Origin of the sequence: Variovorax paradoxus (assembly GCF_009755665.1) — a bacterium.
GTDB lineage: Bacteria > Pseudomonadota > Gammaproteobacteria > Burkholderiales > Burkholderiaceae_C > Variovorax > Variovorax paradoxus_G.
In genome coordinates this window covers 630,432-654,635 of record NZ_CP046622.1, presented here as the reverse complement: position 1 = coordinate 654,635, position 24,204 = coordinate 630,432, and the positions used below count along the sequence as shown (strand labels likewise).

The 24,204-nt window shown below is 65.1% G+C and carries 30 protein-coding genes and 4 tRNA genes; 11 read left to right on the top strand and 23 right to left on the bottom strand.

The features are described 5' to 3' along the window. Positions 1-38: 38 nt before the first annotated feature. The 15 genes from nusG to trpE all read right to left on the bottom strand — a co-directional run bounded on the left by nusG (position 39) and on the right by trpE (position 9,743). Positions 39-650 carry a transcription termination/antitermination protein NusG gene (nusG, locus tag GOQ09_RS03040; RefSeq protein ID WP_157611827.1) on the bottom strand — a complete coding sequence of 204 codons (612 nt, stop codon included), beginning with the start codon at positions 648-650 and terminating at the stop codon, positions 39-41. After that, positions 651-1,034, bottom strand: a complete 384-nt coding sequence (gene secE, locus GOQ09_RS03035; protein ID WP_157611826.1) for a preprotein translocase subunit SecE — start codon at positions 1,032-1,034, stop codon at positions 651-653. Positions 1,035-1,139: 105 nt separating this feature from the next. Continuing rightward, a tRNA-Trp gene (locus GOQ09_RS03030) sits at positions 1,140-1,215 on the bottom strand. A 21-nt stretch (positions 1,216-1,236) separates the two neighbouring features. After that, the gene (gene tuf / locus GOQ09_RS03025) at positions 1,237-2,430 is read right to left on the bottom strand and encodes an elongation factor Tu (protein ID WP_124962315.1); all 1,194 of its coding nucleotides are present in this window, start codon (positions 2,428-2,430) and stop codon (positions 1,237-1,239) included. 73 nt (positions 2,431-2,503) lie between these two features. Continuing rightward, positions 2,504-2,578 (bottom strand) — tRNA-Thr (locus GOQ09_RS03020). A 40-nt stretch (positions 2,579-2,618) separates the two neighbouring features. Next, positions 2,619-2,692 (bottom strand) — tRNA-Gly (locus tag GOQ09_RS03015). Positions 2,693-2,757: 65 nt separating this feature from the next. After that, positions 2,758-2,843: transfer RNA gene (locus GOQ09_RS03010), tRNA-Tyr, on the bottom strand. Positions 2,844-2,947: 104 nt separating this feature from the next. Beyond that, positions 2,948-3,655, bottom strand: a complete 708-nt coding sequence (locus tag GOQ09_RS03005; RefSeq protein ID WP_157611825.1) for a uracil-DNA glycosylase — start codon at positions 3,653-3,655, stop codon at positions 2,948-2,950. Then, positions 3,652-4,452 carry an indole-3-glycerol phosphate synthase TrpC gene (gene trpC, locus GOQ09_RS03000; RefSeq protein ID WP_157611824.1) on the bottom strand — a complete coding sequence of 267 codons (801 nt, stop codon included), beginning with the start codon at positions 4,450-4,452 and terminating at the stop codon, positions 3,652-3,654. The genes GOQ09_RS03005 and trpC overlap by 4 nt, the downstream gene beginning before the upstream one ends. 26 nt (positions 4,453-4,478) lie before the next feature. Further along, entirely contained in the window at positions 4,479-5,501 is a 1,023-nt protein-coding gene (gene trpD / locus GOQ09_RS02995) for an anthranilate phosphoribosyltransferase (RefSeq protein ID WP_157611823.1), read from the bottom strand. Positions 5,502-5,521: 20 nt separating this feature from the next. Further along, positions 5,522-6,181, bottom strand: a complete 660-nt coding sequence (locus GOQ09_RS02990) for a LysE family translocator (RefSeq protein ID WP_157611822.1) — start codon at positions 6,179-6,181, stop codon at positions 5,522-5,524. Between the two features lie 25 nt (positions 6,182-6,206). After that, positions 6,207-7,265, bottom strand: a complete 1,059-nt coding sequence (ltaE, locus tag GOQ09_RS02985) for a low-specificity L-threonine aldolase (protein ID WP_157611821.1) — start codon at positions 7,263-7,265, stop codon at positions 6,207-6,209. 5 nt (positions 7,266-7,270) lie between these two features. Continuing rightward, positions 7,271-7,855, bottom strand: a complete 585-nt coding sequence (locus tag GOQ09_RS02980; RefSeq protein WP_157611820.1) for an aminodeoxychorismate/anthranilate synthase component II — start codon at positions 7,853-7,855, stop codon at positions 7,271-7,273. Beyond that, positions 7,852-8,244 (bottom strand): GxxExxY protein, encoded by a 393-nt coding sequence (locus GOQ09_RS02975; protein ID WP_157611819.1) that lies wholly within the window; start codon positions 8,242-8,244, stop codon positions 7,852-7,854. Before GOQ09_RS02975 ends, GOQ09_RS02980 begins: the two co-directional genes overlap by 4 nt. Further along, positions 8,241-9,743 carry an anthranilate synthase component I gene (gene trpE, locus GOQ09_RS02970; RefSeq protein ID WP_157611818.1) on the bottom strand — a complete coding sequence of 501 codons (1,503 nt, stop codon included), beginning with the start codon at positions 9,741-9,743 and terminating at the stop codon, positions 8,241-8,243. Before trpE ends, GOQ09_RS02975 begins: the two co-directional genes overlap by 4 nt. Positions 9,744-10,067: 324 nt before the next feature. Here trpE and GOQ09_RS02965 point away from each other — a divergent pair, with 324 nt between their 5' ends. Then, positions 10,068-10,670, top strand: coding sequence for a chalcone isomerase family protein (locus tag GOQ09_RS02965; protein ID WP_157611817.1), 603 nt, complete (start codon positions 10,068-10,070; stop codon positions 10,668-10,670). Positions 10,671-10,719: 49 nt separating this feature from the next. Here the strand turns inward: GOQ09_RS02965 and gph are convergent, their stop codons facing one another. The 3 genes from gph to GOQ09_RS26260 all read right to left on the bottom strand — a co-directional run bounded on the left by gph (position 10,720) and on the right by GOQ09_RS26260 (position 12,501). Next, positions 10,720-11,448, bottom strand: coding sequence for a phosphoglycolate phosphatase (gph, locus tag GOQ09_RS02960; protein ID WP_157611816.1), 729 nt, complete (start codon positions 11,446-11,448; stop codon positions 10,720-10,722). 87 nt (positions 11,449-11,535) lie between these two features. Continuing rightward, positions 11,536-12,018 carry a ferritin-like domain-containing protein gene (locus GOQ09_RS02955; RefSeq protein WP_157611815.1) on the bottom strand — a complete coding sequence of 161 codons (483 nt, stop codon included), beginning with the start codon at positions 12,016-12,018 and terminating at the stop codon, positions 11,536-11,538. A 180-nt stretch (positions 12,019-12,198) separates the two neighbouring features. Then, on the bottom strand, positions 12,199-12,501 hold the full coding sequence (locus tag GOQ09_RS26260) for a hypothetical protein (protein ID WP_242630971.1): 303 nt from the start codon (positions 12,499-12,501) through the stop codon (positions 12,199-12,201). 195 nt (positions 12,502-12,696) lie between these two features. Here GOQ09_RS26260 and GOQ09_RS02945 point away from each other — a divergent pair, with 195 nt between their 5' ends. After that, positions 12,697-13,056, top strand: coding sequence for a translation initiation factor IF-2 (locus GOQ09_RS02945; protein ID WP_157611814.1), 360 nt, complete (start codon positions 12,697-12,699; stop codon positions 13,054-13,056). Positions 13,057-13,074: 18 nt separating this feature from the next. Beyond that, entirely contained in the window at positions 13,075-13,302 is a 228-nt protein-coding gene (locus GOQ09_RS02940; protein WP_157611813.1) for a hypothetical protein, read from the top strand. 13 nt (positions 13,303-13,315) lie between these two features. Here GOQ09_RS02940 and GOQ09_RS02935 read toward each other — a convergent pair whose 3' ends face one another. Both GOQ09_RS02935 and GOQ09_RS02930 read right to left on the bottom strand, forming a co-directional pair. Further along, the gene (locus GOQ09_RS02935) at positions 13,316-13,768 is read right to left on the bottom strand and encodes a hypothetical protein (RefSeq protein ID WP_242630970.1); all 453 of its coding nucleotides are present in this window, start codon (positions 13,766-13,768) and stop codon (positions 13,316-13,318) included. 22 nt (positions 13,769-13,790) lie between these two features. Continuing rightward, positions 13,791-14,189, bottom strand: a complete 399-nt coding sequence (locus GOQ09_RS02930; RefSeq protein WP_157611812.1) for a hypothetical protein — start codon at positions 14,187-14,189, stop codon at positions 13,791-13,793. Between the two features lie 247 nt (positions 14,190-14,436). Here GOQ09_RS02930 and GOQ09_RS02925 point away from each other — a divergent pair, with 247 nt between their 5' ends. Then, positions 14,437-14,874, top strand: a complete 438-nt coding sequence (locus tag GOQ09_RS02925) for a beta/gamma crystallin domain-containing protein (RefSeq protein WP_157611811.1) — start codon at positions 14,437-14,439, stop codon at positions 14,872-14,874. A gap of 39 nt (positions 14,875-14,913) precedes the next feature. Here the strand turns inward: GOQ09_RS02925 and GOQ09_RS02920 are convergent, their stop codons facing one another. Then, positions 14,914-15,585 carry a response regulator gene (locus tag GOQ09_RS02920; RefSeq protein ID WP_157611810.1) on the bottom strand — a complete coding sequence of 224 codons (672 nt, stop codon included), beginning with the start codon at positions 15,583-15,585 and terminating at the stop codon, positions 14,914-14,916. A gap of 248 nt (positions 15,586-15,833) precedes the next feature. On the opposite strand from GOQ09_RS02920, the gene GOQ09_RS02915 reads away from it, so the two are divergent. Continuing rightward, positions 15,834-17,174, top strand: coding sequence for a DotU family type IV/VI secretion system protein (locus tag GOQ09_RS02915; protein WP_157611809.1), 1,341 nt, complete (start codon positions 15,834-15,836; stop codon positions 17,172-17,174). Between the two features lie 30 nt (positions 17,175-17,204). After that, positions 17,205-18,320: a type VI secretion system protein gene (locus tag GOQ09_RS02910; RefSeq protein WP_157611808.1), complete on the top strand. Its 1,116-nt coding sequence runs from the start codon at positions 17,205-17,207 to the stop codon at positions 18,318-18,320. 5 nt (positions 18,321-18,325) lie between these two features. Here the strand turns inward: GOQ09_RS02910 and tssJ are convergent, their stop codons facing one another. Then, on the bottom strand, positions 18,326-18,838 hold the full coding sequence (gene tssJ, locus GOQ09_RS02905; RefSeq protein WP_157611807.1) for a type VI secretion system lipoprotein TssJ: 513 nt from the start codon (positions 18,836-18,838) through the stop codon (positions 18,326-18,328). A gap of 71 nt (positions 18,839-18,909) precedes the next feature. Between tssJ and tssA the strand changes: the two genes are divergently transcribed. The 5 genes from tssA (at position 18,910) to GOQ09_RS02880 (ending at position 23,291) form a co-directional block, all read left to right on the top strand. After that, positions 18,910-19,947 (top strand): type VI secretion system protein TssA, encoded by a 1,038-nt coding sequence (gene tssA, locus GOQ09_RS02900; protein WP_157611806.1) that lies wholly within the window; start codon positions 18,910-18,912, stop codon positions 19,945-19,947. A 68-nt stretch (positions 19,948-20,015) separates the two neighbouring features. Next, complete coding sequence (tssB, locus tag GOQ09_RS02895) at positions 20,016-20,528, top strand: type VI secretion system contractile sheath small subunit (RefSeq protein ID WP_157611805.1); 513 nt, start codon at positions 20,016-20,018, stop codon at positions 20,526-20,528. A 40-nt stretch (positions 20,529-20,568) separates the two neighbouring features. Beyond that, positions 20,569-22,065, top strand: a complete 1,497-nt coding sequence (gene tssC, locus GOQ09_RS02890; protein WP_157611804.1) for a type VI secretion system contractile sheath large subunit — start codon at positions 20,569-20,571, stop codon at positions 22,063-22,065. A 151-nt stretch (positions 22,066-22,216) separates the two neighbouring features. Further along, positions 22,217-22,696 (top strand): Hcp family type VI secretion system effector, encoded by a 480-nt coding sequence (locus GOQ09_RS02885; protein WP_157611803.1) that lies wholly within the window; start codon positions 22,217-22,219, stop codon positions 22,694-22,696. Between the two features lie 82 nt (positions 22,697-22,778). After that, positions 22,779-23,291 (top strand): peptidoglycan-binding protein, encoded by a 513-nt coding sequence (locus GOQ09_RS02880; RefSeq protein WP_157611802.1) that lies wholly within the window; start codon positions 22,779-22,781, stop codon positions 23,289-23,291. 117 nt (positions 23,292-23,408) lie between these two features. Here the strand turns inward: GOQ09_RS02880 and GOQ09_RS02875 are convergent, their stop codons facing one another. Beyond that, positions 23,409-24,200 (bottom strand): PP2C family protein-serine/threonine phosphatase, encoded by a 792-nt coding sequence (locus GOQ09_RS02875; protein WP_157611801.1) that lies wholly within the window; start codon positions 24,198-24,200, stop codon positions 23,409-23,411. Positions 24,201-24,204 lie beyond the last annotated feature (4 nt).

The following is a 24,204-nucleotide window of genomic DNA, read 5'->3' as shown; positions in this document are numbered from 1 at the left end:
GCGCAGCCGGAAATGGTTCCAGTCCGAAGACCGGGGACTCAGGTCTTTTCGACCTGGCCGAATTCGAGTTCCACAGGCGTTGCGCGGCCGAAAATCATGACCGACACGCTGACCTTGCTCTTTTCGTAGTTCACGTCTTCGACGGTGCCGTTGAAGTCGGTGAACGGGCCTTCCTTGACGCGCACGAATTCGCCCACGGTGAACTCGACCTTGTGGCGCGGCTTCTCGGTGCCCTGCTGCATCTGGCTGACGATGTCCTCGACCTCTTTCTGCGAGATCGGGGCCGGGCGGTTCTTGGCACCACCGACAAAACCCGTCACCTTGTTGGTGTGCTTCACCAGGTGCCAGCTCTCGTCGTCCATGATCATTTCGACCAGCACGTAGCCCGGGAAGAAGCGGCGCTCGGTGGTGCGCTTCTGGCCGTTCTTGATCTCGACTACTTCTTCGGTCGGAACCAGGATGCGGCCGAACTTGTCCTGCATGCCGGCGCGGTTGATGCGCTCGGTGATGTTGCGTTCGACGGCCTTTTCCATGCCCGAATAGGCATGCACCACGTACCAACGCAAGTCAGGGTTGGCGGCGGGAGCCAGCACGGAGGTGTTTTCCTCTTCCGGGCTGCTCGGCGTGGTTTCAACAACGTCGTCAGTCATTTATTTTCTCCAGCCCAGAATGAGGTCGAAAAACACCCATTCGAGCGTCTTGTCGGTGAGCCAGAGGAAAACGGACATGATTGCCACAAAGGCAAACACGTAAGCCGTCATCTGCATTGCTTCCTTGCGGGCCGGCCAGACGACCTTCTTGACCTCGCGCCACGAGTCGCGGCCAAAGGCCCACAACTGGCGGCCATTCTCCGAACTGCCAAACGCGCCCACAGCCGCGGCCAGGCCGACGAGCAGCGCAGCCCATTGCACCAGCGAGCCTTGGCGCGCAAGCAGATAGAACGCCACGATGGCGCCCACTGCCAGCAGCACCGACACAGCCAATTTGGCCTTGTCGGCGCCCGTGCTCACGGTTTCGATTTGAGAAGTGGCCATGTTTGGCTGATTTCCTGCGGCCTTCCGGCCTTCAATTCAATGCGTCTTCTTGAGACGCCGAAGCCCATCGGGTTGCGATGGGCTTTTTTCGGGGTGCCACCTAGGTGGCAGGGGCAGTAGGAATCGAACCTACAACCTTCGGTTTTGGAGACCGACGCTCTGCCAATTGAGCTATACCCCTCCGGTACTCTTTACGCTCGGCTTAGATGTCGAGGATCTTTGCCACGACGCCCGAACCCACGGTGCGGCCGCCTTCACGGATGGCGAAGCGCAGGCCTTCTTCCATCGCGATCGGGTTGATCAGCTTCACGGTGATGCTGACGTTGTCGCCAGGCATGACCATTTCCTTGTCCTTGGGCAGCTCGATCGCGCCGGTCACGTCCGTCGTGCGGAAGTAGAACTGCGGACGGTAGTTGTTGAAGAACGGCGTGTGACGGCCGCCTTCGTCCTTGGACAGCACGTACACCTCGGCGGTGAAGTGCGTGTGCGGCTTGATCGAGCCGGGCTTGCACAGCACTTGGCCGCGCTCGACTTCTTCGCGCTTGGTGCCGCGCAGAAGCACGCCGACGTTGTCGCCCGCTTGACCTTGGTCGAGCAGCTTGCGGAACATTTCCACGCCGGTGCAGGTGGTCTTGACGGTCGGGCGAATGCCGACGATCTCGATTTCCTCGCCGACCTTGATCACGCCGCGCTCGACGGCGCCAGTCACCACGGTGCCGCGGCCGGAGATCGAGAACACGTCTTCCACAGGCATCAGGAAGGTGCCGTCCACGGCGCGCTCGGGCGTCGGGATGTAGCTGTCGAGGGCCTCGGCCAGCTTCATGATGGCTTCTTCACCGAGCTTGCCCTTGTCGCCTTCGAGGGCGAGCTTGGCCGAGCCGTGGATGATGGGGGTGTCGTCGCCAGGGAACTCGTACTTGTCGAGGAGTTCGCGCACTTCCATTTCGACCAGCTCGAGCAGTTCGGCGTCGTCGACCATGTCGCACTTGTTCAGGAAGACGATGATGTAGCCCACACCCACCTGGCGCGCCAGCAGGATGTGCTCGCGGGTCTGGGGCATGGGGCCGTCGGCGGCCGAGCACACGAGAATGGCGCCGTCCATCTGGGCTGCGCCGGTGATCATGTTCTTGACGTAGTCGGCGTGGCCGGGGCAGTCCACGTGGGCGTAGTGGCGGTTGGCCGTTTCGTACTCGACGTGGGCGGTGTTGATGGTGATGCCGCGGGCCTTTTCTTCGGGCGCCGCGTCGATCTGGTCGTAGGCCTTGGCTTCGCCGCCGAACTTGGCCGACAGCACCGTCGCGATCGCAGCCGTCAGCGTGGTCTTGCCGTGGTCAACGTGACCGATCGTGCCCACGTTCACGTGCGGCTTGGTGCGGGTGAATTTACCTTTTGCCATTTTTCGACTCCGAAAAAAACGATTTCAACGTATGCAGATGGGTTGCAAAGCTGCCGTTGCAACCCCCAAAAACTGGTGCCCTTTGCGGGAATCGGACCCGCGACCTCTCCCTTACCAAGGGAGTGCTCTACCACTGAGCCAAAAGGGCTTTTGTCTAACCAATCGCTTCCGGCGTCGAACCGGGTCTCTGGAGCGGGAGACGGGAATCGAACCCGCGTCATCAGCTTGGAAGGCTGGGGTTCTACCATTGAACTACTCCCGCATCGGGGGCACTCAAAGGCACCCAAAGCGCTAGATCCAATCGCTCTTAGAAACCAAATTCATCGCTGGTGGAGAGGGCTGGATTCGAACCAGCGTACTCGTAAGAGGGCAGATTTACAGTCTGCTGCCATTAACCACTCGGCCACCTCTCCGGCGAACCTCGAAATATAGCACGGTTTTGTGACTTCACAGAACCCCCAGCACCAATAAGACGCGGGAACCACACGAGGCGAACTGGCCGGAATTATCCGCGAAATCAGCCGCCTTGCTGGTGCGCCTCCCTCCAGGCACGCGCTTCGCCAAAATGCCCGCAGCCGATGAAGGGCACGGGCGGGCGCATCGCGGAAAGGGGCGAGGGATGGTTCGACATCAACACCTTGTGTCGGTCGATGTCGATCAGTGCGCGCTTGCTTTGCGCATGCGAGCCCCACAGCATAAAAACAACAGGTTTTGCGCCCTCTGATACATGTCGGATGACGGCATCGGTCAGCACCTCCCAGCCGCGCCCTGAATGGCTGGCCGGCTGCCCCTCTTCCACCGTGAGGCAGGTGTTGAGAAGCAGCACCCCGCGGGTCGCCCACTTCACTAGGCTGCCACCCGGGTTGGGGAACGGCGGCGGAGCCGCTCCAAGGTCGCGCTGAAGCTCCTTGAAGATGTTGCGCAGCGACGGCGGCAGCGCTACGCCGGGGGCCACCGAAAAGGCCAACCCCTCGGCCTGGCCACGCCCGTGGTACGGGTCCTGGCCCAGGATCACCACGCGCACGTCTTCGGGTGGCGTCAGTTCGAGCGCCCGCAGCGGCTGGGGCGGGAAAATTACGGCACCGGCATCGAGGCGCTCACGCAAGAAACCCAGCAGCTTCTGCCCCACGACGCCGCCGAAGAACCCATCGACCAGCGGCTGCCAGCCCGGCGCCACCGGCCAGTCGGCAGGGTCGCTGCTCGCCAGCTGATCGGGTCGGCTCATTTGAACAATGCGGCGAGTGCCTCGCCCGGCTCCTTGGCGCGCATGAAGGCCTCGCCGACCAGGAAGGCATGCACGCCGGCCGCACGCAAGGTGGCCACGTCTTCACGCGTGGCAATGCCCGATTCGGTGACGGCCAGCCTGTCGGCCGGCAACCGTGGCAGCAGGTCGATGGTGGCCTGGATCGAGACCTCGAAATTGCGCAGGTTGCGGTTGTTCACGCCGATGAGCGGCGTCCTGAGCCTGAGCGCGCGATCGAGCTCGACCGCGTCGTGCACTTCGACCAGCACCGCCATGCCCAGCCCGCGTGCAATGGCTTCGTAGTCTTTCATCTGCGCATCGTCGAGGCAGGCCGCAATCAAGAGAATCGCGTCGGCGCCCATGGCACGCGATTCGTACACCTGGTAGGGATCGACGATGAAATCCTTGCGCAGCACCGGCAGCTCGCAGGAGGCTCGCGCCTGCTTGAGGTAGTCGACCCCGCCCTGGAAGAACTGCTTGTCCGTCAGCACCGAAAGGCAGGCCGCGCTGATTTCTCCGTCGCCCTCTGCATAGCTCTGTGCGATGTCGGCCGGAATGAAGTCTTCCCGCAGCACGCCCTTGCTGGGGCTCGCCTTCTTGATCTCTGCAATCACCGCGGCCTCGCCGGCAGCGATCTTGGCGCGCAGGGCACCTTCGAAATCGCGCGTCAGCACGCGGCTCTCGGCGTCGAACCGCACGACTTCGAGCGGACTCTTTTTCTGCGCCGCAGCAATTTCCTGCCGCTTGACCGCAATGATCTTGTCGAGGATGTCGGACATGTTCTGTTTTCGTCTTTAGCGGTTGTTCAAACCGTTGTGGAAGCCTTGACCAGTTCGGCCAGCTTGTTCCGCGCCGCACCGGAGGCCACGGCTTCGCGCGCGCGCTCGATGCCGGCGGCCATCGAATCGGCCACATTGGCGGCATACAAGGCCGCGCCTGCGTTCAGCAGCACGATGTCGAGCGCCGGACCGGCCTGATTGTCGAGCACCCCCAGCAGCATGGTCTTCGATTGCTCGGGCGTTTCCACGCGCAGCGTGCGGTTGCTCGACATGGCAAAGCCGAAGTCTTCCGGGTGCAGCTCGTATTCGCGGATCTCGCCGTCCTTCAGCTCGCCCACCATGGTGGCTGCGCCCAGCGAAATCTCGTCCATGCCGTCGCGGCCGTACACAACCAGTGCGTGCTCGGTGCCCAGCCGCTGCAGTGCGCGCACCTGAATGCCCACCAGGTCGGGGTGGAACACACCCATCAGGATGTTCGGCGCGCCCGCCGGATTGGTCAGGGGCCCCAGGATGTTGAAGATCGTCTTGATGCCGAGCTCCTTGCGCACCGGTGCCACGTTCTTCATGGCCGGATGGTGGTTGGGTGCGAACATGAAGCCGATGCCCACCTGCTCGATGGAGCGCGCAATCTGCTCCGGCTGCAGGTTGATGTTCACGCCGAGCGATTCCAGCACGTCGGCGCTGCCCGACTTGCTCGAAACGCTGCGCCCGCCATGCTTGCTCACCTTGGCGCCCGCCGCGGCCGCCACGAACATCGAGCAGGTCGAGATGTTGAAGGTGTGCGAGCCGTCGCCACCGGTGCCGACGATGTCTACCAGGTGCGTGGTGTCTTTCACCGGCACCTTGGTGGACACCTCGCGCATCACCTGCGCGGCCGCGGTGATCTCGCCGATGGTTTCCTTCTTGACGCGCAGCCCCGTGATCAGCGCCGCCATCATCACCGGCGAGCATTCGCCGCTCATGATGAGCCGCACGATGTGCAGCATTTCGTCGTGGAACACCTCTCGGTGCTCGATGGTGCGCTGCAGCGCTTCCTGGGGGGTGATCATGGAAAGTCTCCTCGGTGTTTTCAGGGGCCGACGCGGCCGGCCGGCGCGTCCGTGAATGCAAGCTTGAGGCCGAAGCCGATGAACAGCACGCCGGCCGCGCGATCAAGCCAGTGCATGCCTTTTTGCACCGCGCTTCTGCGCGCCATCCAGCCGGCGAATGCGGCCCATCCCACGACGATGGGAATGGAGTTCAGGTTGAACAGAACGCCCAGCATGACGAAGTAGAGGCTCTTGTTGTCCGCATCGGGTGCGATGAACTGCGGCACGAAGGCCAGGAAGAACAAGGCCACCTTGGGGTTCAGCACATTGGTCCAGAAGCCGCCGAGAAAGATCTCCTTGAGCCCGCGCTCGGCCGCGCCCGCGGCAGCCGCTTGCATATCGGCCGGTGGCTTGGCGCGCGACAGCACCATGCGCACGCCCAGGTAGAGCAGGTAGGCCGCTCCCACGTACTTGAGCACTGTGAAGGCCGCCGCCGAGGTCGCCAGCAGCGTGCCGACACCGACTGCCGCCGCGAAGATATGGACGAAGCAGCCGGTGAGAACGCCAAACCCGCCCACAATGCCGGCACGCACGCCCGAGCGCAGCGAATTGGTGACGATGTAGAGCACGTCTGGTCCCGGCGTCAGGTTCAGCAGCCAGCCTGCGGCAATGAAAGCGAGCAGATGCGCAAGATCGGGCATCGCGGGCTCCTTGGTTTCCCTGATGTCAGGCGTTGAAGAAGCCGCGGATGGCGGCAACGGCACGGTCCACGCCCGCTGCATCCACGTCGAGATGCGTCACGAAGCGCAGCCGATAGAGGCCCGTCGCAAGAATGCCCTGCTGGTTCAGGTGTGCGAGCAGTTCCGTAGAACGCGCCTGCGCCGCCCCCGTCAGGTCGACGAACACGATGTTGGTGTGGGGCGCCTCGACCTTCAGGCCTTCGATGCCTTCGAGCCCCTGCGCCAGGCGCTGCGCGAGCGCGTGGTCATCGGCCAGCCGGTCGATGTGGTGGTCGAGCGCGTGCGATGCCGCCGCCGCAAGCAGTCCCGCCTGCCGCATGCCGCCCCCCGCCATCTTGCGGATGCGATGTGCCCGGGCGATGAACTCGCGCGACCCCGCCAGGGCCGAGCCGATAGGCGCCCCCAGGCCCTTGCTGAAACAGACCGAGACGCTGTCGAAGCACTGCGCAATGCGGCGGGCTTCCGCCCGGATGTCGCTGCGCTTGTTCAACGCAGCCTGCGCCGTTGCGGCATTGAAGAGGCGCGCGCCGTCCAGATGCCGCTGCAACCCCTTGCTCTTCGCAAGATCGGTCGCGGCCTGAACGTAGTCGAAGGGCAGCAGCTTGCCGCCCAGCGTGTTCTCCAGCGCAAGCAATTTCGTGCGCGCGAAGTGCGCGTCGTCGGGCTTGATGGCCGATTCGATCTGCGCCAGCGGCAGCGTGCCGTCGGGCGCATGGTCGAGCGGCTGCGGCTGCACGCTGCCGAACACCGCGGCGCCGCCGCCTTCCCAGCGATAGCAGTGCGCCTGTTGGCCGACGATGTATTCGTCGCCGCGCCCGCAGTGGGAAAGAATGGCGCACAGGTTGCTCTGCGTGCCGGTCGGCACGAACAGCGCCGCCTCGAAACCCAGCAGCGCCGCGATCTTCTCCTGCAGCGCATTCACGCTCGGATCGGTGCCGAAAACGTCGTCGCCGAGCGGCGCCGCCATCATGGCCTCGCGCATCGCCGGAGTGGGTTGCGTGACGGTGTCGCTGCGCAGGTCGACGATGGAGGAGCGGTCGGTCATGGCGGTCAGTCCAAGAAGTTCTTGAGCATGGCGTGGCCGTGCTCGGTGAGGATCGATTCAGGGTGGAACTGCACGCCTTCGATGCGCACGTCATGCGCAAACCCGGTGTGCCGCACGCCCATGATCTCGCCGTCATCGGTCCACGCGGTAATTGCCAGTTCCTTCGGGCAGCTTTCGCGGTCGATGGAAAGCGAGTGATAGCGGTTGACGATGAACTTCTCGGGCAGACCCGCGAAGACGCCCTCCTGCGTGGTCGTGATCTCGCTGGTCTTGCCGTGCATGAGCTGCTGTGCGCGGATGATCTTGCCGCCGAAGGCCGCGCCGATGGCCTGGTGGCCAAGGCATACGCCAAGGATCGGCAGCTTGCCCGCGAAGGCCTCGATGGCCGCCACCGACACGCCGGCTTCCGCCGGCGAACAAGGCCCCGGCGACACCACGAGGCGCGTGACGCCCGAGGCGATCAACTCGCCGATCTGCGCCACCGTGATCTCGTCGTTGCGGTGCACCTGAACATCCGCACCCAGCTCGCCCAGGTACTGGACGATGTTGTAGGTGAACGAATCGTAGTTGTCGATCATCAGCAGTTTCATGGCTTGCTCACAATCCGGTGCACGCCCTTGACCACGGGGAACACGTTGAAGTTGATCAGAAGGCCCAGCTTGAGGCCCGAGAGACGCAGCGCGGCGAGCACCTGCGCACGGTGCAGGTCGGTCAGCACATCGACTGCCTTGAGCTCCACGATGACCGATTGCTCGACCACGAAGCCTGCGCGGTACACCTCGCCGAGCGAGCGGCCCTTGTAGCTGGCCGACAGCGCCACGCCCTGCGCAAAGCCGATCTCGCGCTCGGCGAGTTCGATGGCCAGCGCGGCGGCATAGGCGTCCTCGTTCAGGCCGGTGCCCAGCACGCGCTGTACCTCGACCGCGGCGCCGATGATCTCGTGCGAAAAATCGTTCTGGATATCAGGCACGTTGCTCATTCCAGCCCCTCCTCGACCAGTTCGGCGGCGCGCAGCAATGCGCGCGCCTTGGCTTCTGTTTCTTTCCACTCCAGCTCAGGCACCGAATCGGCCACCACGCCGGCCGCGGCCTGCACGTGCAGCATCTGATCCTTCACGATGCCGGTTCGGATGGCTATCGCCACGTCCATGTCGCCCGCGTAGCTGATGTAGCCGCATGCACCGCCATAGAGGCCACGCTTGGTAGGCTCGAGTTGGTCGATGAGTTCCATCGCATGCACCTTGGGCGCGCCGGTCAGCGTGCCGGCCGGGAACGTGGCCTTGAGCACGTCGATGGCGGTCATGCCGTCCTTCAGCGTGCCTTCGACGTTGCTCACGATGTGCATCACGTGGCTGTAGCGCTCCACCGCAAAGGCCTCCGTCACCTTCACCGTGCCGGTTTTGGCGATGCGGCCGATGTCGTTGCGCGCGAGGTCGATCAGCATCACGTGCTCGGCGCGCTCCTTCGGGTCGTTGATGAGTTCTTCCTCTGCCGCCTTGTCGAGCTCGATCGACGCGCCGCGCGGACGCGTGCCGGCCAGCGGGCGAATGGTGATCTTCTGCTCGCCCTCGCCCGTGTTCTCCTGGCGCACCAGGATCTCGGGCGAAGCGCCCACCACATGGAAATCGCCCAGGTGGTAGTAATACATGTACGGCGACGGATTCAGCGAACGCAGCGCACGGTACAGCGAAAGCGGCGACTCGGTGTACCGCTTGCTGATGCGTTGGCCCACCTGCACCTGCATGAAGTCGCCGGCGGCAATCATGTCCTTGGCGCGCTCCACCGCAGCGAGGTAGTCGGCCTTGGCAAAAGTGCGCTCGGGCGGATGAGGCTGCGTGGGCTTCACGATGGGTGCGCTCACCGAATATTTGAGCTTTTCCTTCAGCTCGCGCAGGCGGCGCTTGCCTGCTGCATAAGCCTCGGGCTGCTTCGGATCGGCATAGACGATCAAATACAGCTTGCCCGAAAGGTTGTCGATGACAGCCAGCTCCTCGCACTGCAGCAGCAGGATGTCCGGGCAGCCCAGCGCGTCGGGCGGGCAGCTTTTCTCGAGTTTGCGCTCGATGTGGCGCACCGTGTCATAGCCAAAGTAGCCCGCAAGACCGCCGCAAAAACGCGGAAGCCCCGGACGCAGCGCCACCTTGAAGCGCTTCTGGTATTCGGCGATGAAGTCCAGCGGATTGCCCGCGGCGGTCTCGACCACCTGCCCGTCGGTCACCACCTCAGTTACGGCCTCCGCGCCAAAACCGCTGGCACGCAGCAGCGTGCGTGCGGGCAGGCCGATGAAGCTGTAGCGGCCGAAACGCTCGCCGCCCACCACCGATTCGAGCAAAAAGCTGTGCTTGCCGCCGCCCTGCGAATGGGCCAGCTTGAGATAGAGGGAAAGAGGCGTCTCGAGGTCTGCAAAGGCCTCGGCCATCAGCGGAATACGGTTGTAACCCTGGGCGCTGAGGCTCTTGAATTCAAGTTCGGTGATCACGGATTCGTTCTCCAATTGCCTCGCGGCGCTTCTTGGCCGGTGGCAAGGTCATTCACGGGTGGTCCGGCGTCTGCAGCGATCCGGTACCGCGGGCGCACGGCGTGCGCCGTGCAATCAAACAGTCAGCGATGTATGGCTACGCCAGGGCCAGGCTCCCCGGCTGCCTTGACCTGTTTGAATGATGTGATGAACGAACATGGAGCGTGGAGTTTAGCCCACGAAAACGCCAGCGCGCACAGCCGCCGCCTTCAGGGTTCCCCCGGGGAGCGGGAGTAAAACGAAAAGATACATTCGAACGATCGTTCGCAAATCGAGGAGATCCACGTGCCTTTTCTTTCGGTCCCGCCCCTGTTCTCCCGCCTTGCCGTGCTGGCCTGCGCCGCGGCAATCACGCTTGGTGCATCGGCCGCACAGGTGGACGTCGCCGGCGTCAAGTTGAACGACACCCTCGACTTGCGCGGCAGCACCCTGCAGCTCAACGGCGCGGGCGTGCGCTACAAGGCTGTCTTCAAGGTGTACACCGCCGGCTTCTACGTGGGCAAGAAAGTCTCCACGCCCGAGGAGGCGCTGGCGGCGCCGGGCCCCAAGCGCGTGGCCATCACCATGCTGCGCGACATCGAGGCCAATGAACTCGGCAAGCTCTTTACCAAGGGCGTGGAAGAAAACTCGCCCAAGAGCGAAATGGTCAATCTCATCCCTGGCCTGCTGCGCATGGGCCAGATGTTCGCGGACCAGAAGCAGCTCAAGGCCGGCGACACCTTCACCATCGACTGGCTGCCCGGCACCGGCACGCTCATTACCGTGCGCGGCGTGCCTCAGCCCGATCCGATCAAGGAACAGGCGTTCTTCAATGCGCTGCTGCGCATATGGCTCGGTCCCGTGCCGGCCGACTGGAAGCTCAAGGACGCGCTGCTCGGAAAGCAGTAGCCCGGCCTACACGGCCCTCACGGTCTCTCGCGCAGGCGCGCTCGCCTTCTCAGGCAGCCGCGCGCGCCAGCTCGGCCAGCGAATCCACGAATCCATCGGCATCGACGCCGCGCACCGGCTCGCCGTGGTTGTAGCCGTAGGTCACCAGCACCACCGGGCACCCGGCAGCACGCGCGGTCTTGGCGTCGTTGCTCGAGTCTCCAATCATCAGCGTGCGCGCGGGTGCGGTGCCCAACGCCTCGCAGGTTTTCAGCAGGGGTAGCGGGTCGGGCTTCTTGCGCGCAAAGGCGTCGCCGCCGAACGCGAACTCGAAGAATCCGTCGAGCCCCTTCGAAGCCAGCAACGGCTTGGCAAACGAGGTTGGCTTGTTGGTGAGGCAGGCCAGGCGCAGCCCTCGAGCGCGCAGTGCCTGCAAGCCCTCCGCCACGCCCGGGTATACCGCCGAATGCTGTCCGTTGATGGCCAGGTAATGGTGCTGGTAGCGCTCCCAGGCGCGATCGAAAAGAGCCTGCGCCCGCTCGTGCAGCGCATCCGCGCCGGCTGCTGAAGCCGCATCGCCGCCGGAGGCCATCACATGCGCGAGCGCGGAAAGAATCAGGTGCTCCGAACCCTTGCCCACCATTTTTTCGACAGCGGCCGGTGGCACCGGCGGCAGCGAAAGGTCGGCGAGCATGTGGTTCAGCGACACCGCGAAGTCGCCGAGCGTGTCGACCATGGTGCCATCGAGATCGACGATGGCGGCGTCGAAGCGGGTGAGGTCGAGATCGAGAGAGGTCAAGAACGGACGGCCGGAGTGAAAACAACGGCGTCCATTCTGCCCCGGCCGGTCGACCCGCACGCCGCCCCGGGGGCGGGTGACTTCTTCTTACTTGCTGGCGCGCATCTGGTCGCGCAACTGCTTGATCTGGTCGTGGTTGCGCTGCGCGCCTTCGGCCTGCTGCTGGATGATCGCGCGCACATCGGCGGGCAGATCTTCCTTCAGCGCCTTGCGATAGCGCGCCACGGCGGCGTCTTCACCGCGCTCGCATTCCTCCAGCATCGAGAGCGCGCTGTTCGCGCCCACCGAGCCCTTCACATGCACCCAGCCGCGATGCATGGCACCGCTCACGGTGCCGCCGTCGTCCGGCGAGCCGCCGAAGCGCCTGATGAGCTGAACCAGGTCTCCGGCCGCCTTGGCGCATTCCGCCGAGCGGTTCTGGAACACCTGCTTGAGTTGCGGAGACTCCACTTCTTCCGCGCAGGCGCGGAAACCGTATTCGCCGTCGCGCGTGTTCTCGAGCAGATCGTTCAGCACCTCGACAACGTCTTCGCTGTTCGCGGTTTCAGCAGTGTTCGTGTAGTTGGCCATGTAATGACTCCTTCGTTTGCCTCGTGAAGAGGCGGGTTGAAAATTGCCGCGCGTGCAGGCCCGAAGGCGGCCGCATTGCGCTGGTCCCAAGACAAATGGTCTTCGCGCGGATCGCGATCCGTGTCGGCTTCGCCCGACGTCCCCTGTAGGGGTTCTTCGGGCCATCGATGCCGCTTCAGCTCACTCTTCACGGAACGGTTTTTCGGGCCGTCCGGGCTGGCTGTAGGGCGAACTCCCGTGGTTGTCGGTTTCGCCCACGCCCGCATCGCCGGGCGTCGGCGGCTTGCGCTCGCCTGTGATTGCGGGGCCGTTGTTGGGGCCCACGGGATCGCCGTTCTCGGCAGGCGTCCTGGCCTCGCGCTTCATGCTTTTCTCTGCGGGTGTGGGCTTGCGGTATGCGGCCGTATCCGCCGCTTCATTCGCCGCCCCATCGGCCGCTTCATCCGGCTCGGCAGGCCGGTTCGGGGTCGTGGATCTGGTCACGCTGTGTCCTTTCGAAAACTTCACCGTGCGACGCGCCGGCGCGGCCGTGCGTAGGAAAGCGTCGCGTCTTCGGCGCAAGCGCCCGGCAAACGGGCGGGCAAGCACGCAACCGGCGCAAGGACGGTGTTCCTGCCTACAAGCACAGGGTGGTGTTGCGCGCGAAAAAAGAGGCTTCAGTTTTCGAGGATTCAATTCATGGCCAACGATGTATCGCGCTCCGCGCCCCGCCCTCTGCGGAAGTACGGTCTTGCTGCCGCATTGCTGCTCTCGGTGGCGGCAGTGGGCGCACAGCCCACCGGCAATCCGAAGGGGACACGTGCGCCCCCTATCAGCGATTCAGCCGAACCGCAGGGCGCGCGCCCGGCAGACCAGCCTCGCGGCTCCATCGACCAGGGCCCGCTGGGCTCGGACAAGGGGCCCGCCGCCGCACGCACGCAAACCTCGCGTCCGCCCTCGACCGCCACGCCGGGGGGCATTGCGCCTTCACGCGACGGCGATCCTTCCAAGGAGCAGCGCGGCAGCGACAAGCGGCATGCGCGGCCCGCGCCCCAATAAATGAACAGCGAGCCGCACATGACTTCCACTACTCAGATCGATGCACGCGTGGTCGGCCCTATGGAATTTCGTGCGGGCGACGGCCCGCAGCTGAAGATTCCGGAGGGCAACTGCCAGATCCTGATGGCGGACGACAGCGTCGTCATCACGTGGACCGAGAACGGCCAGTCGCTGACGGCGGCCATACCGAAGATCGAGTTCGACCGCTACATCCAGGACGGTGCAATCGTGCTGGGGAGGGGTTGAATACCCCCCTCTTTCAATCGCGCACCCTGGCCGCCGTGTCGATCGCCTGGGTGTACGAGGCGGCTTCCTCTTCGGTCATGGAGCCTTCCAGTTCCGCGAGTTCGAGCCGCTCGAAATCATAGGAAATCCATTCGAACAGGTGGGACTTCGGCATGTCGTCGAGGCTCTCGCAATCGCTCCACGATTGCAGCCGCGTGGGAGCGCTTTCCAGCAGCATGCGCAGGTAAAGCGCCCGCGCAACCTTGATCTCTGCAATCTGGCGCGGATCGTCGATGACGACGCGCAACTGAGCCAGCGCCTGCTCGCAGTGCAGCACGCGGCGGTGAGCCTCGTCCAGTATTGCTTCGGACCCATCGGTGGCATTCGCCCTCGCCTGCCAGGCGCGGGCGAACTCGCGCGCAATGCGGGCGTAGGCAAGCTGCTGGAGACTCTGGAGCGCGCAATCGATAGGGTGGTGCATGGTCATGGCCGTATCCAACCAACCCGCTTCAGGCGGCTCTGTCTTCGCCGTCTTCGTCGTCTTCGGGCTCGCCCGCCTCATCGGCCAGTTCTTCCGGCATGCCGGCATCTTCCTGCTCGATGGATGAGGCCACGTCTGCCGCGCTGCCAGGAACGATGCCCACGCGGTCCGGCAGGATGTCCGCGTCGGGCTCCACCGGCGGTGCGTCGGCCGATGCGCGCTCGCCGGTTCCTTCGGCGTCGCTGCTGCTTTCATGTGCCACCGAAAGCGCGCCTTCGGCGGCATCTTCAGGAATGGCGGAACGCTCGCGCGAGGTGCGCACATCGCTTCCGCTGTCGCTCGTGTCGCTGGGTCCAAGGCTGTCGACGTCCGTTCCCTTCGGTTCCGCCGGCGGATAGTCGCCTCCCAGAATGCTGCTCGTGGCCATGGCTTTCTTCACTTCAAAAAACGTTGATGAACGTGCTTCAGACTGGAGAGCCGCGGCCCGCCTGCGCGTAGGAAATGCGCGCATCGGGGCGCAGTCATTCACGGAGATTGCTCATCAACAATGGGTACCCTACCCTGGTCGTCGAGGCTCGGAGGCACGGTGACGGGAGATTGGCGCGTACTCCTACGCGAGGTCCGGTTGGTGCAGGTAGCCTGCGTTTTTCGCTCTCCACCTGGAACCCAATCCCATGAAGAACCTCCGCTACCTGATGATTGCCGGCGTCGTTGCGCTCGGTGCCTGCGCCAACACATCGGCGCCTCCATCGACCGCTTCCGCCGAGAACCGGCCCGACCCGACCATCCTGCTGGTGCCGGTGCGCATCGAAGACCCCGCGCTGGCTTCAGGCTGCTGGGCCCAGTTCTATACAGGGCGCAACTTCCAGGGCGACATGCTCACGCTGGTGGGCCCTGCCGAGGTCCAGAGCATGGACCGGGGCACCGCAAGGCAGCTCAAGCGCGAAATCGACAGCGTGAGCGTCGGCCCGCGCGCAACGCTGCAGGTGTATGAGCACGCGATGTTCAGGGATCGCACGGTCAACTTCCCGGCCAACAGCCGCGAAGGCGGCCTCATGCGCAAGCTGGGCTTTGGCGGACGAATCGAGGCAATGAAGCTCAGTTGCTCCTGAGCGGGGCCGTCGCGGCCATTGCGCGCGGCTCAACAAGCCTCACGCTTGCGCTTCGGTCAGGGCCTGCGCGGCCACCACCGCTTCGGTGCGGTTGCGCACATTGAGCGCGCGAAAGATCGCTGCAAGGTGAATCTTGACCGTGCCTTCGCTGATGCCCAGGCTGCGCCCGATGAGCTTGTTGGGCTTGCCCTGCGACAGCAGCTGCAGCACCTCGACCTGCCGCTCGGTGAGCACGCTGCGCAGGTGCTCCAGCGTTGCCGACGATGCGCCCGCGGCGCCGCTCTGCGTGGGCGCCACGCCGGCCACGATGCCCGGCGGCAATGCCGTCAGCATCATCGGCGGCACATACACGCCGCCGGCCAGCACCAGCCGTACGGCCGACAGCATCACCTCGGGCGAATAGGCCTTGGGAATGAAGCCGAGCACGCCGCGCTCGAGCGCGCTTCGCATGATGGCGGGGTCTTCGTAGCCGGACAGCACGATCACCGGCACGGCCGGATGGCGGCGGCGGATCTCGTCGATGTGGGCCTGGCCGTCAGCGCCGGGCATGTTGAGATCGATCAGGGCCAGATCGAGTTCATCGTTGGCGCCGGCAAGCAATTCGTCGACGCTCATGGCCAGGACGAATTCAATGCCGGGCTCGAGCTCCGACAACTTGGCCTTGACCGCCTCGATGACGAGCCGGTGGTCGTCGGCGATCAGAATTTTCATGGCGTGTCCCAGTGTCCCAGCGTGCGTTGAATTCAGCGGAAGCCGAAGATACCGGCGATTGCCTCGCGCAGCAATACCGCATCTACCCACGAACGGCATAGACCCCAAGCGATATGGCGCCCACCGCGCCCCGTTTGGAAGAATGAATACCCATTCGAAGGAACCGGGGACATAGGCATGCGCCACTGCTGCAGACGCCGGTGCAAGGCATCCTTCACAACGCAGGCGCAGTGAGCGGGGCACGGTTCATGGCCCGCCTGCTTGACAGTTTTTCGGCCTTCATCTCGTTCGGCCTCGCCCTTGATGCATCCATTGCGGCATCGACTGCCGGCTGCCCCGCCACGCTTTCCCATGATGCTGCACAGCAACAGGCCCGCCGCCTGCTCGACGAAGCGCGCACCTCGGCCGGCGCATCGGGCACGCCCGCGGGGCAGGTCGAATCCGCGGCCTTTGCCATGGTGGCCTGGATCGACGAAATCCTGGCGCGCCATCCCGGCGCGGGGATGGGCGCCGCGCCGCTCCAGATGCAGCTCTTCAACTCGAACAACGCCGCCAGCGAGTTCTTCCATCACTTGTCGGCGCTGACCGCGCAGGACGACGAGGTGCGCGAGGTCTACTGGCATGCGCTGGTGCACGGCTTCAAGGGCCAGTACTACTTCGAGAACGGCGACCAGGGCGAGCTCGGCAAGCTGAAGGAGCTGCACAGCCGGCAACTGCGGCTCCAGCCGCTGGCGCTCGGCAGCCTGGTGCAGGACCACATCACGCCCCAGCCCTATCGCGCGCCAGACCCGCCGGGCCCCTACGACGCGCGGCGCAGGAACCGTGCGCTGCTGCGCGCCACGGCTTCGCTCACGCTGCTGCTGCCGCTGCTCTACCTTCTGTGGTGGCAGTGGCTCGCAGGCCCCTCCACCGCCGAGCCACCCCTGGCCGGACGCGTCGAGCAGCATCTGCAAGGCTATGCATGCGCCGATCTCGCCGCCACCGCCCGCAAGGACGGGAGCCTGCGCGTGAGCGGCTTCGTGTCGCTGCCCGCGGACCTGGAACGGGTCGAGCGCGAAGTGGCCGCAATACCCGGCGCAGGCTCGCCCACGTTCGACGTCGAACTGCGCGCATGGCCGCATTGCGAGGTGTTCGCAATCCTCAAGCCCTACCAGCTGCGCAACCGCGAGAAGGCCCTGGGACTGGCAATGGACGTTCCCACCGCCACCAATAGCGAGCTGCGCGAAGGCGACAACGTGCGCGTGCGGGTGTCGGCACCGGGCCACGACAGCTACCTGTGGATCGACTACTACACCGCCGACGGTTCCGTCATGCATCTCAACGCCGGCCAGTCGGCCACGCGGCTGCGCGCGAGCGAAAAGCTCGAGCTGGGCCGCGACATCCCCTCGAGCTGGCTGGTGGGCCCGCCGTTCGGCCGCGTCCTGGTCACGGCGGTCTCGTCGCCCGTGCCGCTCGCCGCAATCGCCGACCGGCCTCCCTTCGAGCTCGCATCGGCCTATCTGCTGCGGCTGCGCGAAGCGCTCGCGGCCGGCAAGGGAAGCGAGCGGCTGGTGGCCGACTTCGTGTTTCTGGAAACCGTCCCGCGCTGAAGCGCAGAGAAGAACAGCGACGCCATTGCCATGACCGCCGTTCTTTCGCCCGTGCATCTCTTCTGGCTCCTGCTTGCGCTCTGCCTGGTGGGCTTCGCGCTGCTGTACGGCATGGTTCGCGATGCAGGTCGCGGCGCTCGCCGGCGTGCGCTGCGGCGGCGCATCGACGCGCTCGGCCCCTGGGCCGCCGAGGCCGACGAAGCCGCCGTTCCGGCCATCAAGGAAGCCATGTCCCACGCCCGGCAGGCCCTTCGCCAGCCGCCGCGGCCACGCGATGCGCCGGTGCCCTGGTTTCTCTTTCTGGGCGACGCGGCAGCTAACCTGCCGGGGCTGCTGGCGGCTGCGGGCGCCGAACGCCTTGCGCCGCCGGACAGCGAGCCCTTCGGCGAACCCTACTGGCGCTGGTGGCTGACGGGTTCGATGGCCGCGATCGAGTTGCATCCGGTGGCCGTGAGCGACAAGGCCAACGAGCCGCACACGCGCGGCCTGTGGCTACAGGCGCTGCTGGCACTGGCCGAGCGGCGCGAGCGCTTGCCGCTCAACGGCGTGGTGGTGTGCTTTGCAGCGAGCGAGCTGCTGCAGCCCGACACGGCAAACATGACGCCGCTGGCAGCCAGGATGCGGCGCCTGCTCGACGAGGCCGGCGACACCCTGCGCCTGCAGTTGCCTGTCTATCTTGTCGTGACCGGGCTTGAACGATTGGCGGGCTATGCCACGCTGCGCGGCGCGTTGCCGCCCGAGGTGCTGGCGCAGGCCGTCGGCCACCGGTTGGCCGAGCCGCTCGCCGCCAACGACACCGCCGCCGCGCGGCTCGATGCCGTGTTCGATCCCATGGCGCAGCAACTGCATGCGCTGCGCATGGCGCTGTTGCGAGAGCAGCCGGGTGCATCGAGCCGGCTCGCGATCCATGAGTTCATCGAGTCGATGCGTGCGCTGCAACCCGCGCTTCGCCAGGTTGCCCATGCCTTGTTCGAAAGCCATGGCCGCGGGTCGCGCGGCCCACGGTGGCGCGGACTCTATTTCACGGCCGCCGCATCGGGCGCGGCCGGCGGCGCGTTCACGGCCGACCTGTTCGGGCGCTTCCTCCCTGCCGACCAGCCACTGGTGAGGCCTGGGCGCCCGTCGAACGCGAGCGCGCCGCCGTGAAACGGCTACTTGCTCTCGACGCGGATCTGGCGAGCGCCGAAGGTCACCGTCATGGCCTGGGCCTTGCCGGTTTGCACCGGGCGCACTTCGCGCCAGCGCGCACGGTCCAGGTCACGGAACGCCGCCATCACGCCGATGGCCTTGGCATCGGGCGGCAAGGTGAGGTCGAGCTTGCGGGTCTCGCCCGGGCGCAGCAGCATTTCTTCGCGCTGCACGAGCTCTGCGCCCAGCGTGGCCTGGTCTTTTTCGAACAGCGAGAAGAAGTCGGCGCCTTCGAACGGGCCGGGCGACTTCAATGCATACACGCGCACCGTGAGCGGCGAAGCGCGGCCGCGCGCATCGGGGTTGGCATCGGCACCCGCAACCAGCGTGATCGACACCGTCGTGACCACGGGCTTGGGTGCGCAGCCTGCGAGCAGCACACCCGTCAACACCAGGCCGGAGGCCAGTGCAAGGCGCCGCGAGACCGCAGCGAAAGAGCGTCCATAGGACGAATGGCGTGTACCCAGCGTGCGCATGCTATTCCCTTCGTTGCATTGACCGGTTCTGCTGCATCTTTGATTATCACCAGCCAACTCGAACAGGCAACATGCTGACCAACGAACTTGTCGAAGCCCTGCTCACGCCCATCGGCGAGGCATCGCCGTGCGGTGAAGATCTGGAGTACGACGCGGCCTTTACCGCGCTGGCCGCGGCTTCGCAGCGCAAGCCAGAGCAGCAGTTCGGCGACACCGTCATTCCCGCGGTGGAGCCCGAGTGGCGCGACGTGGCCGAGCAGGCCGACGCCATCCTGCGCCGCAGCAAGGACGTGCGCGCCGCCGTGCTGCTCTTGCGCGCGGCCACGCGGCTGCAGGGCGTGCCCGGCTTCAACGCGGGGCTTCAATTGCTGATCGGCCTCTTCGATCGCTTCTGGGACGGCATACATCCAACGCTCGATGCCGACGACGACAACGACCCCACCATGCGGCTCAATGCACTGGCACCGCTGTGGGACGAGAACATGGTGCTGCGCGACCTGTACGACGCGCAAGTCGGCATGGCGCCCGGCGTGGGACAGATCCGCGTGCGCGACATCGCCATTGCGCACGGCGCGCTGAACGCCGTGGGCGGCGAGGCCACCTACTCGATGTCGCAGATCCAGGGCGGCCTGGAGGCGCTCCAGGCGCACCAACCCGAGCGCCTGCAGGCTGCAATGGAAGTGCCTGCGCTGGTCGAGAAGCTGCAAGCGCTGCTGCTCGATCGCACCGGCCGCTCCGACGCCGTCAACCTGGGTGCATTGCGCACCATCGGCCGTGTGCTGGCCAAAGCCTGCGGCGCTGCATCTGGTGCGGCCGAGATCGGCGGAGCGTCTGCGGCGGACGAAGGCACAGCGCTGCAGGATGCCGCCGCCGGTGCGGCCCGCACCGCGGCCATGCGCGGCGAGATCCAGAGCCGCCAGGACGCGCTGCAGATGCTCGATCGCGTGATCCGCTACCTGGAGCAAGCGGAGCCCGGCAATCCGGCCCCGCTCCTGATCGATCGCGCCAAGAAGCTCATCGGCGTGAGCTTCCTCGAGATCATGGCCAACCTCGCCCCGAACGCGATGGACACCATCGAAAACGTGACGGGCAAGCGCCCGTCCGAATAGGCCTGCCCTCTCCCCTTCAGCCTTCAGTTCACCGACCCATCCCATTCATTCCCGCAAGGAGCATCGCCATGGCCAAGAGCAGTCAGAAATTCATCGCCCGCAACCGGGCGCCACGCGTGCAGATCGAATACGACGTGGAACTCTACGGCGCCGAGAAGAAGATCCAGCTGCCGTTCGTCATGGGCGTGCTGGCCGATCTGTCCGGCAAGCCGGCCGATCCGCTCGCCCCGGTGGCCGATCGCAAGTTCCTGGAGTTCGACGTCGACAACTTCGACTCGCGCATGAAGGCCATGAAGCCGCGCGCCGCCTTCGCCGTGGAGAACTCGCTGACGGGCGAAGGCGACCTGAAGGTCGAGCTCACCTTCGAGAACATGGAGGACTTCTCCCCCGCCGCCGTCGCGCGCAAGGTCGGCGCGCTCAACAAGCTGCTCGAGGCACGCACGCAGCTGTCGAACCTCGTGACGTACATGGACGGCAAGGGCGGCGCGGAAGAGCTTCTCGCCAAGGTGCTGGAAGACCCTGCGCTGCTGCAGACGCTGGCCGCCAGCAAGAAGCCCGAAGACAGCGCGCCCGCCGCCTGACCCCATTCGACAGACACACTGGATTCCGAGGAGAAACACCATGGCCGACGCACTCGAACAACAGAGCGCACTGAAAGACGTTGCCTATGCGGGGAGCGACTTCTCGTCGCTGCTGCAAAAGGAATTCAAGCCGCGCAGCGACGAAGCCAAGAGCGCCGTCGAAGCCGCGGTGCTCACGCTCGCACAGCAGGCACTGAGCAACAGCACCGTGATCGGCAAGGACGTGACCAAGTCGATCCAGGCCATGATCGCCGCGATCGACGCCAAGCTCACCGAACAGGTCAACAAGGTCATTCACCACCCCGAGTACCAGAAGCTCGAGAGCGCATGGCGCGGCCTGCACTACATGGTGAACAACACCGAGACGGACGAGAACCTCAAGATCCGCGTGATGGACATCTCCAAGCAGGAGCTGGCCAAGAACCTGAAGAAGTTCAAGGGCGCCGCGTGGGACCAGAGCCCGATGTTCAAGAAAATCTACGAACAGGAGTACGGCCAGTTCGGCGGCGAGCCCTTCGGCGCCATCGTCGGCGACTACCACTTCGACCAGAGCCCGCCGGATGTGGAACTGCTCGGCGAGATGGCCAAGATCGCCGCCTCCGCGCATGCGCCCTTCATCACCGGCGCAAGCCCCAACCTGATGCAGATGGAATCGTGGCAGGAGCTCGCCAACCCGCGCGACCTGACCAAGATTTTTCTGACGCCCGAATACGCCGGCTGGCGCAGCCTGCGCGAGTCGGACGACTCCAAGTACCTGGGTCTTTGCATGCCGCGCTTCCTGGCGCGCACGCCCTATGGCGCCAACACCAATCCGGTGGAGGAGTTCGACTTCGAGGAAGACACCGCCGGAGCCGACCACAGCAAGTACGCCTGGGCCAACGCGGCCTATGCAATGGCGACCAACATCAACCGCTCGTACAAGCTCTATGGCTGGGGCTCGCGCATCCGCGGCATCGAATCGGGCGGCGCGGTGGAAAACCTGCCGCTGCACACCTTCCCGAGCGACGACGGCGGCGTGGACCAGAAGTGCCCCACCGAGATCGCGATCAGCGACCGTCGCGAAGCCGAGCTCTCCAAGGCCGGGCTGCTGTCGATGATCCACCGCAAGAACTCCGACTTCGCGGCCTTCATCGGCGCGCAGTCGCTGAACAAGCCCGCGGAATACGACGACCCGGACGCCACGGCCAATGCCAACCTGGCGGCTCGCCTGCCCTATCTCTTTGCCTGCAACCGCTTTGCGCACTACCTCAAGTGCATCGTGCGCGACAAGGTCGGCAGCTTCAAGGAGCGCGAGGACATGCAGCGCTGGCTCAACAAATGGATCATGAACTACGTCGACGGCGATCCGGCCAACTCGTCGGAGATCACGAAGTCGCAAAAGCCGCTGGCGGCCGCCGAAGTGGTGGTGGAAGAGGTCGAGGGCAACCCGGGCTACTACACCTCCAAGTTCTTCCTGCGTCCGCACTACCAGCTCGAAGGTCTCACCGTCTCGCTGCGGCTGGTCTCCAAGCTGCCCACGGCCAAGGGAGCCGGCTGAAAAGTCCTTTGAAATTTATTGAAATTCCCGGTTCCGTTTCGTTCTCTCAGTAGCTGCCGCGCATCTCTCCCAAAGGCGACTTGCCGGCAGCCATCGTCTTCATCTCGATCATCAACCGCCCGAATGCAATCGGGCCCCAAGGAGTAGGAACATGTCTTCTGACTTTCACATCAAGCTCGACGGCGTCAAGGGCGAGGCTTCCCACAAGGACCACAAGGACGAGATCGAGATTTCGTCGTGGTCCTGGAACGTGAGCAACGCATCCGGCGCAGGCTCCGGCGGCGGTTCCGGCAAGGGCAAGGCCACGCCGGGCGAGTTTCACTTCACGCATGCCTACGACAAGGCCTCCCCCGTACTGGCCAAGAACTGCGTGAGCGGCAAGCACTTCAAGGACATGGTCATGACCTGCCGCAAGTCGGGTGAAGGCCAGCAGGAATACCTCAAGGTCACGCTGAAGGAAGTCTTCATTTCCGGCGTGAGCCCCGGCGGCGCGCAAGGCGGCGACGTGCAGGAACAGGTGCTTTGTTCGTTCAAGGACATCGAGTTCGCCTACAAGGCCCAGGACGACAAGGGCGCGGGCGGCGGTGAAGTGAAGTTCGGCTGGAACGTGCCGACCACCGAAACCCGCTGACGGACAACGGATTCGTCGAGTCCGGACTCGGGCGCACAGCGTGCCGAGGTCCGGTCCCGCGTTTCCACACCGGAGCAACGCAATGGCATTCAGCACTCCAGTTATCGGCAGCAGCGGCAGGCTGCTCACCGCCTACAACATCGATTGGTCGGTTGGCCATATCGGCTCCAACACGCGCGAGGACGTGATGCTGGTGCAGGCCCTGTTCAAGATCTTCTATTACGAGCTGATGGGCTTCAACCACGATTTCGACCCGCCTCCGGACCAGACCGAGGTGATCGTCGTGGACGGCTACAAGGGGCCAATCACGCAGAAGCACATCACGCACTTCCAGGGGCAGATGATCGCGCGTGGGCAGAAGGTCCTGGCGGATGGCATCTTCGATCCGTTCCGGGCGCCCGGTGCGTCCAGCACGGTGAGCAAGTCGCGCTATGCGCTCGACCTGCTCAACAACGGCTGCGGCAACTTCTGCGAGGAGCAGGGCATTGACAACTACAGCAACCTGCCGAACCGGCAAGACATGCCCCAATTGCTGCGCAGTGCGCTGAAGCGGGTGAAGAAGACGGCCAGCAAGTACAGCTACGCCACCGCATGAAGGTTCCCGCCACAGGTGGCATCTGAAATGCCGCCGCCCGTCCGGGCAACAGCCAGGGGCTGAAGCGTCCGTTGCGTGGGCGGCGCTTCAGCCCCAGTTTTTTTGTTTTGACCGTAGTCAGGCGTCCGGCACAACGTTCTCCGGCAGCAGCCGCGTCACATCGTCGCCCTCGTCCTCGATCACCCACAGCGTGAGCGCCGTGTAGTTGTCGTGGCCCTGCTTGGCGTTGGCCCTCACCTTCGCGTCGATCAGCTCGGTCCACTGGCTGGGTGTGCGGGAGGCATGCAGCGTGTCGATCAGGCACTCGTCGCCCAGCGGCTCCCACACGCCATCGCTGCACAGCAGCAGCACGTCGCCGGGCAGCAGCCGCATGCGGTCGGACACCGCAATATCCGGCGCCTCCTCGATCGATCCCAGCGCGGACAGCAGCATGTTGCGCTGCGGATGCAGGCGCGCGCCTTCCTCGTCGAGCATGCCGCCCGCCACCATCTGCTGCACCAGGCTGTGATCGGTGGTCCGCGCCACGATGGCGCCGCCGCGAAACAGGTAGGCCCGGCTGTCCCCGCTGTGCACCCAGGCCAGCGCCTCGCTCTCCAGGTCGATGGCCGCAAACACGATGGTCGAGCGCATGCCCGCGAGCTTGCCGCCCTCCGCCTGGCGCGCCACCACGTCGCGGTTGGCCTGCTCGACCAGCGCGCGCAGGCTCGCTTCGTCCAGGCTCGGCGCGGCCGAGAAGCCGCCCAGCGCGCTGCTGCGCACGGTGGCTGCCGCCACGTCGCCGCCGCCGTGCCCGCCGGCGCCATCGGCCACCAGGCAGGCGACATAGCGCTCGTCATGCCAGTGGCCGTGCACGTCCTCGTTGTAACTGCGGCCGCCCTGTCTGGACAGCGTGACGATTTCGATTTCCAAGCGG

Coding starts and splice junctions, on each gene's coding strand:
- nusG (WP_157611827.1), bottom strand. CDS start 650: ATGACTGACGACGTTGTTGAAACCACGCCGAGCAGCCCGGAAGAGGAA.
- secE (WP_157611826.1), bottom strand. CDS start 1,034: ATGGCCACTTCTCAAATCGAAACCGTGAGCACGGGCGCCGACAAGGCC.
- tuf (WP_124962315.1), bottom strand. CDS start 2,430: ATGGCAAAAGGTAAATTCACCCGCACCAAGCCGCACGTGAACGTGGGC.
- GOQ09_RS03005 (WP_157611825.1), bottom strand. CDS start 3,655: ATGAGCCGACCCGATCAGCTGGCGAGCAGCGACCCTGCCGACTGGCCG.
- trpC (WP_157611824.1), bottom strand. CDS start 4,452: ATGTCCGACATCCTCGACAAGATCATTGCGGTCAAGCGGCAGGAAATT.
- trpD (WP_157611823.1), bottom strand. CDS start 5,501: ATGATCACCCCCCAGGAAGCGCTGCAGCGCACCATCGAGCACCGAGAG.
- GOQ09_RS02990 (WP_157611822.1), bottom strand. CDS start 6,181: ATGCCCGATCTTGCGCATCTGCTCGCTTTCATTGCCGCAGGCTGGCTG.
- ltaE (WP_157611821.1), bottom strand. CDS start 7,265: ATGACCGACCGCTCCTCCATCGTCGACCTGCGCAGCGACACCGTCACG.
- GOQ09_RS02980 (WP_157611820.1), bottom strand. CDS start 7,855: ATGAAACTGCTGATGATCGACAACTACGATTCGTTCACCTACAACATC.
- GOQ09_RS02975 (WP_157611819.1), bottom strand. CDS start 8,244: ATGAGCAACGTGCCTGATATCCAGAACGATTTTTCGCACGAGATCATC.
- GOQ09_RS02955 (WP_157611815.1), bottom strand. CDS start 12,018: ATGGCCAACTACACGAACACTGCTGAAACCGCGAACAGCGAAGACGTT.
- GOQ09_RS02945 (WP_157611814.1), top strand. CDS start 12,697: ATGGCCAACGATGTATCGCGCTCCGCGCCCCGCCCTCTGCGGAAGTAC.
- GOQ09_RS02940 (WP_157611813.1), top strand. CDS start 13,075: ATGACTTCCACTACTCAGATCGATGCACGCGTGGTCGGCCCTATGGAA.
- GOQ09_RS02935 (WP_242630970.1), bottom strand. CDS start 13,768: ATGACCATGCACCACCCTATCGATTGCGCGCTCCAGAGTCTCCAGCAG.
- GOQ09_RS02930 (WP_157611812.1), bottom strand. CDS start 14,189: ATGGCCACGAGCAGCATTCTGGGAGGCGACTATCCGCCGGCGGAACCG.
- GOQ09_RS02925 (WP_157611811.1), top strand. CDS start 14,437: ATGAAGAACCTCCGCTACCTGATGATTGCCGGCGTCGTTGCGCTCGGT.
- GOQ09_RS02920 (WP_157611810.1), bottom strand. CDS start 15,585: ATGAAAATTCTGATCGCCGACGACCACCGGCTCGTCATCGAGGCGGTC.
- GOQ09_RS02915 (WP_157611809.1), top strand. CDS start 15,834: ATGGCCCGCCTGCTTGACAGTTTTTCGGCCTTCATCTCGTTCGGCCTC.
- GOQ09_RS02910 (WP_157611808.1), top strand. CDS start 17,205: ATGACCGCCGTTCTTTCGCCCGTGCATCTCTTCTGGCTCCTGCTTGCG.
- tssJ (WP_157611807.1), bottom strand. CDS start 18,838: ATGCGCACGCTGGGTACACGCCATTCGTCCTATGGACGCTCTTTCGCT.
- tssA (WP_157611806.1), top strand. CDS start 18,910: ATGCTGACCAACGAACTTGTCGAAGCCCTGCTCACGCCCATCGGCGAG.
- tssB (WP_157611805.1), top strand. CDS start 20,016: ATGGCCAAGAGCAGTCAGAAATTCATCGCCCGCAACCGGGCGCCACGC.
- tssC (WP_157611804.1), top strand. CDS start 20,569: ATGGCCGACGCACTCGAACAACAGAGCGCACTGAAAGACGTTGCCTAT.
- GOQ09_RS02885 (WP_157611803.1), top strand. CDS start 22,217: ATGTCTTCTGACTTTCACATCAAGCTCGACGGCGTCAAGGGCGAGGCT.
- GOQ09_RS02880 (WP_157611802.1), top strand. CDS start 22,779: ATGGCATTCAGCACTCCAGTTATCGGCAGCAGCGGCAGGCTGCTCACC.